Here is a 6,873-nt window from a genome sequence, read left to right as displayed (position 1 = left end):
TAAAGTCCTCACTACAAACCTGTCAATTATTCTTCATAAAAAGTTCGTAGTGAGGACTTCAGTCCTCAGAAAGAAGGACTAAAGTCCTCACTACAAACCGATTTTACTTTTGACTTTTTGCGAGATCGGTAGTTCGATCGCAAATTCTGTTCCCCGATCAACTTCTGAATGACACCACAACTTACCGCCGTGGCGGTCTTTCACAATTTGGTAACTAATCGACAATCCCAAACCAGTGCCGCTGCCGATCGGCTTTGTACTAAAAAATGGGTCAAACATCCTTGACTGAACCTCAGGACAGATACCGGGCCCGCTGTCAGCAATCCGCACGCACACTTGATTTTCGCTGCAAACTTCCGTAACAATGCAAATCTGATTAACTTTGTCATTACAGGTTGCTGATGACTCTTCCACAGCATCGATCGCATTTGACAGCAAATTCATAAAGACTTGATTTAATTGCGCCGGATAGCACTCGACATTTGGCAGTTTGCCGTAATTTTTGACAACTTGAATTTCCCGACTTTCTGGCTGTGACTGCAATCGATGCTGCAAAATCACCAAAGTGCTCTCTATCCCTTCATGAATGTCGATGACTTTGCGCTCTTTTTCGTCGAGTCTCGAAAAATTTCGCAAAGACAGCACTATCTGCTTAATTCGGTTAGCACCTTCTTGCATTGAAGCCATGATTCTCGGGAAATCTTCAGCAATAAAATCCACTTCGATTTCTGCCAATTCTTCGGCAATTTCCCGAACCGGTTCGGGATAGTGTTGCTGGTAGAGCTGGATCAATTGTAGCAAATCGCGAGCGTACTGTGCGGCTGGAATAATATTTCCGTAGATGAAGCTGACGGGGTTATTAATTTCGTGGGCAACTCCCGCTACCATTTGCCCGATACTTGACATTTTTGCGGATTGAATGAGTTGGGATTGAGCATTTTTTAAGTATTCCAGAGTTTGTTCTAACTGTTGGGCTTTTTCTCGTTCTCGCTGTTCGCTACTTCGCAAAGCTGCTTCGGCTTGTTTGCGATCGCTAATATCAATGTGCGTGCCAGTCATCCGCAAAGGATTTGCCGATCCGTCGCGTTCCATCACCTTCCCTTGAGTCAAAATCCACTTCCACTCACGGGATTTTGTCAGCATCCGGAATTCCACTTCGTAGGTCGAATTTTTGCCTTCCAGGTGAGCATTTAGTGCTGCTGTAACTGATGCCAAATCCTCTATATGTACCAGTTGCTCCCACGATGCGAAACTATTTTCTATCTCCTCTACTTCATATCCCAGCATCGTTTTCCACCGCGAATTAAAATAGACTTCTCCCGTCGCAATATTCCAATCCCACAATCCCGTCGCACTGCCTTCAAATGCCAGATAAAAACGTTCTTCACTAAGAAGCAAAGCTGCTTCGGCTTGTTTGCGATCGGTGATGTCCATTACTGTTCCCAACAGTTTGATTATTTCTCCGGTTTCCTTAAAAACAGATGTCCCCCTTGCTTCCACGTATCGGATTTGACCGCCCGGATGCAAAATTCGCCATTCTTTTTTGTAGGAAGTTCCTTGTGAAATAGCGAGGCTGACTGTTTGTTGGAACAAGTCTCTGTCGTCGGGATGATGCATCTCTACAACTTCGACATAGGTCGGTTCAGGTGCAGTTGGATCCAGACCAAAAATGCGGAATACTTCTGCTGACCAAGTAAGTTTATTTGTGAGGAGATCGAATTCCCAACTGCCGATACGGGCAATTTTCTGGGCTGCTGCTAGACTAGCTTCGCTTTGTTGCAATTTAAGTCGCTGCTGTTTATCTTGTTCGAGAAGATTGGCTTGGGCGATCGCAATTCCCATTTGTGCGGCGACAGCTTTCAATAATCTAATCTCATCTTGCGTCCAGTGGCGGGGCTCATCGTACTGGTGCAAGCACATCATTCCGTTGGGTTTTCCCTGGTAGGAAGTGCGGATGGCTATCATCGACTTCAAACCTATTTGACGGCACAAATCAGTAACATTTTCCAGCAGCGGTTCAGCAAAAACATCGTCAGAAACTACAGGTTTATCTTGAGACAACACCAACTGAGCGTGAGGATTTCCCAGGACAGGAATTTCTACTACATCGCACAGCGTTGCTGATTCAGATTTCCTGTACTGAGTCATACAATAGATGCGGGGCAGTGGGTGTTCTTTGTAGGTGTGAATCAAGCAAGAATCGGCATTAAAAACTCGACCTATTTGAGCAGCCGCTGTTTGATAAACTTGGTCTTGCTTTAAGCTGTAGCGAATTTCGAGAGTAATTGTTTCTAGCAGAAATCTTTGCTTGATTTGCCGCTCCAAAGCAGACAAAGCTGTTTTAAGCTCGAATTCTGCTTGTTTGCGATCGCTAATTTCAGTAGCAGTTCCCAGAATTTTCCAAGGTTTGCCCTCCGCAGTCCTTGAAAACACCGTATCCCGGCTAAAAAACCAGCGAAATTCACCATTTTTGTGTTGGATTCGGTATTCAAACTCAAAGCTTTCACCATCTTTTGATGCCTGAATCCTCCTCATGTGTTCTGAGAATGCTGGCAAATCGTCAGGGTGTATTAAGTTAGGAAGAAATGCTGATGGCATTTGCTGTATTTCTGCCAGCGAGTAGCCAAGATCGATATATAGTTCGCGATTGAGATACAGAATTCGCTCTTCGATCACATCGTAAACGTACAAAACATTAGGATTCATTTTAATTACTGCCGACAGCCATTGCTGACTTTCTCGCAGTTGTGCTTCGACCCGCTTGCGTTCTTCTATTTCTGCTTCCAGCCGCGCATTTTGTGCTACTACTTGCCGAGAAAGCCTGCTCAGATGCAGTTGACTTTCGACGCGAGCGACCAATTCTTCTATTTGAAATGGTTTAGTAATGTAGTCTATCGCTCCCAGCGAAAAAGCTTTTACTTTATCAAAAGTTTCATTCAAAGAGCTGATAAAAATCACAGGAATATCTTTGGTTTCAGGAGCAGCTTTTAGCTGTTCGCAGACTTGATAGCCATCCATACCTGGCATCATAATGTCCAGCAAAATTAAATCCGGTGGAGTCGAGCGCGCAAACTTCAGGGCTAATTTTCCATCCAGTGTTGGCCGCACTTGATATCCCCGATCGGACAACAACTTGGATAAAAGACGCAAGCTTTCTGGGTTATCGTCAACAATTAAAATGTTTTGTTTTAATCCAGATGTTTCAGATATTTTGGTTATTTTAGCGTGTTTTTTGTCAACTTTATTCACAATAACTCCTCATAGTCTTACGAAGATATACGCAGCTTTTTTTATAAACGGGATTTGTTTTTTCTATGCTTATGATATAACTTTTGTGCGTACTATAGTGTGTATGAATCAAATTTTAACAATTATTAAATTTCACAATTGTTTGTAAATAAAACTATTAGATTGCGATGGCAATAAAATTGGGTAGATGTTGATTTATGGCGCGAATTTGAGCAGTTGAAGTTTCAATCAGCTCCGCATCCTGTTTGTCAATCGCTGGCGGTCATTCGATAGATTTGAGCTTTGAGCTTTGAGATTTGAGATTTCGGCGTGAGACTTTCCGTCAGCGCAATCGTCCAACGATTTTAGATTTACAAGGGTAGATGAATCTGGGAGATTGAACTTTTATCTAAAATTTTGGAATGCTCGTGACAGAAGAATGTGAGACGGTATCCGTTTTTGGACAGGAGTCAATGAGTGGCTGTATGCGATGCTTTTATTAGCTATGGCAGTATAAATCAGACACACAGCTTCCCTTTTGTGCTATGCCAGTGGCACTGTCCGATCGCCTGCCAACATAGCGCACCCCTTAATTTGTATTCAGTCTATCAAAAATGTCTGCATTTTTAATTTTTTGTTTCAGCAAATTATTGCAGGCGATCGAGAAAACAGCCGATATTCCTCAAATCAGGCATAAATCCGGCAAATTTCATTAAATATAAAATTCAAACAGTGATTAGAACGCGGTTTCGCTACTATTGGGCCAGTTGCTCAATGTTTGTTTTTAAGTATATCTACTGGCTCTGCACGGCAAGCAAATCTAGCCTGACAACCTGCTACCGTATCTTAAGTTTTGTTGAGGCGTTGACGCGATCGCCTGTACAGCATCTAGATTGTCTGCGATCTTAAAGGAGGAGAGGATTTGACGAGTAGGGAATAGGGCATTGAAATCTACAATTTAAATGCCGTACAGCTTACTCATCAGTCAACATCAATCTAAAATATAAAATCTAAAATGGCACGATCTATGGCATTTTTGTAGGAGCTTGCAATTCACTGCAAGCAGCATACACGGCTTTCACATTATACCAATTTAGAAAAATCCGAGCAATTTCTAATGCTAACTGTGACTTGCCTCGGTCGATCAACCACTGCAAAAAAGGTTTCATTGTGCGCTCATTTAGCATCCCGCCCAAAGATAAAACTCCCCACAGTATTTGGTGCAAAACAGTCATTTGAATCATCAGCCGCACTTCCCAACTCGGGTGTTTTTGATAAAACAAAACTCCCATTCTCCCGCGCTGAATTTCTCGGTCAATCATGCCAGGAATTTGCTCTAAATTAAAAGGTGGATGCCAGTGATAGCCGACAGCCTGCGGACATTTAATCAATTTTAAACCTAATTTTTTCAATCTGACACCCAATTCTAAATCTTCCCATCCGTAAAGTTGAAAGCGATTGTCAAACAGTCCAGCTTCCAGCAGCCAGTGACGGGCGATGGCGACATTTCCCGTAGCAAAATAAGCGGCCGAAAAGTCAGTGATTTTGTAAGGTTCCGCAGTCGGATTGTCGAAATTGCAAGTATTAATCACGCTGCCGTAAGTAAAAACCGCATCAGTATCCTTGTAAGCCTGTAGCAAAGCATCTGCGTGCGATCGCAAAAAATCCTTTGTTACCACCAAATCGCTGTCAATAAAAATAATCGTCTCGCCCTTAGCATCTTCAACGCCCAAATTCCGGGCGGCGGCGGGGCCTTGGTGAGATTGACAGATCGATCGCACGTGCGGCAAAAACTCAGCATCTGCGGCCAACCACTCGATCGTCCCGTCCGTCGAACCGTCATCGACTACAATCACCTCATAATCTGTGACAATGTTACCAAACTGCTGATTTTCCAAAGCCTGTAGACATTTTGCCAAAATTGGTTTACGATTGTACGTCGGAATCACAACACTAAAAAACACGGCTTTCCCCCATCGCCACAGTTACCGTATCCCACGGTAGCAGATTTTTCGCAGCAACCGGGTCGGGAAATAGCAAACTTCAGCAAAAAAAAGAATATCTAAATCTGTACTATTTCTGACAAGCATTGATGTCAATTAGGTGCATAATGAAAAATCGGTTAAATTCCAATACGGTTGGGTGAAGACTGTTTATGGCCCGGAGATCCCCCTCGCATCCCCCTTAAGAAGGGCGACTTTGAGAAGAATCTTGTCCCCCCCTTTTTGAAGGGGAGTAGGGGTTGACTTTGATAACACTCTTGTCCCCCCCTTTTGAAGGGGGGCTAGGGGGGATCGGGCTTAACCCAACCGTATTAAGTAAAATTCAGGATGTAAATACGAATGAGTCGCGCTAAAAAAGTTGTGCTAGCATATTCCGGCGGAGTCGATACCTCTGTCTGCATTCCTTACCTCAAGAATGAGTGGGGTGTGGAAGAGGTAATTACTCTGGCGGCGGATTTAGGACAGGGAGACGAATTAGAACCGATCCGCAAAAAAGCTTTAGCATCCGGCGCTTCGGAATCGCTGGTAATCGATGCTACCGAGGAATTTGTCAAAGATTATGCGTTTCCAGCAATTCAAGCTAACGCGCTTTACGAAAATCGGTATCCGCTTTCTACTGCGCTCGCTCGCCCGCTGATTGCTAAATTGTTGGTAGAAGCTGCGGAAAAATACGGTGCGGATGCGATCGCCCACGGTTGTACGGGTAAGGGAAATGACCAAGTACGGTTTGATGTGTCGATCGGCGCCCTGAACCCCAAGATTAAGATTTTAGCACCAGCGCGGGAATGGAAAATGAGCCGCGAGGAAACAATTGCTTACGGTGAGAGATGCGGTATTCCGTCGCCGGTGAAGAAGTCTTCGCCTTACAGTATCGATCGCAATTTGTTAGGAATGGCGATCGAAGCCGGAATCCTCGAAGATCCGTGGGCGGAACCGCCGGAAGAGGTGTTTTTGATGACAAAGGCGATCGAACAAACGCCCGACAAACCCGAATACATTGAAATCGGTTTCGAGTACGGAAATCCTGTCAGTTTGAACGGCAAAGATTTATCGCCAGTCGCCTTAATTACCCAACTCAACGAAATAGTTGGAAATCACGGAGTCGGGCGCATCGACATGATTGAAAACCGCCTAGTCGGGATTAAATCGCGGGAAATTTACGAAACTCCAGCGATTTTGGTTTTGATGCACGCGCACCGAGATTTAGAAAGTTTGACCCTGACAGCAGATGTAACGCGCTACAAGCGCGGCATTGAAGAAACCTACAGCCAAATGATTTACAACGGTCTTTGGTACAACCCTTTAAAAACAGCTTTAGACGCATTTATTCAGGACACGCAAAAGCGAGTTACTGGAACCGTGCGCCTCAAACTTTTCAAAGGAAATGCGACAATTGTCGGCCGCAAATCCGAGAATTCGCTGTACAGTTTCGACTTAGCAACCTACGGCGCTGAGGACGAATTCGACCACAAAGCAGCCGAAGGATTTGTCTACGTTTGGGGACTGCCAACTCGCGTTTGGTCGGAGAAAAATAGAGGGTAGAAATTAGGAGAAATTATTCGCAGGGTGCGTAATTCCGCCAGGGGTTTAAACCCCTGGCTAATAGCTCAAGTCCTCTGAAAGAGGACTGAAGAATTCATGA

The 6,873-nt window shown here is 44.3% G+C and carries 3 protein-coding genes; 1 reads left to right on the top strand and 2 read right to left on the bottom strand.

Going from position 1 to position 6,873, the window contains the following annotated elements; all coding sequences use genetic code 11:
- Positions 1-90: 90 nt before the first annotated feature.
- Both JGK39_RS21615 and JGK39_RS21610 read right to left on the bottom strand, forming a co-directional pair.
- Complete coding sequence (locus JGK39_RS21615) at positions 91-3,249, bottom strand: PAS domain-containing protein (RefSeq protein WP_293257136.1); 3,159 nt, start codon at positions 3,247-3,249, stop codon at positions 91-93.
- 1,004 nt (positions 3,250-4,253) lie between these two features.
- Positions 4,254-5,192, bottom strand: coding sequence for a glycosyltransferase (locus JGK39_RS21610; RefSeq protein WP_293257134.1), 939 nt, complete (start codon positions 5,190-5,192; stop codon positions 4,254-4,256).
- Positions 5,193-5,570: 378 nt separating this feature from the next.
- On the opposite strand from JGK39_RS21610, the gene JGK39_RS21605 reads away from it, so the two are divergent.
- Positions 5,571-6,773, top strand: a complete 1,203-nt coding sequence (locus tag JGK39_RS21605) for an argininosuccinate synthase (RefSeq protein WP_293257131.1) — start codon at positions 5,571-5,573, stop codon at positions 6,771-6,773.
- The last annotated feature ends 100 nt before the right edge of the window (positions 6,774-6,873 follow it).

The organism is Microcoleus sp. PH2017_12_PCY_D_A (genome assembly GCF_020738565.1).
In the GTDB taxonomy this organism is placed as follows: Bacteria; Cyanobacteriota; Cyanobacteriia; order Cyanobacteriales; family Microcoleaceae; genus Microcoleus.
Note: the sequence above shows the minus strand (reverse complement) of the source record. Positions and strands in the feature narration are given on the sequence as shown.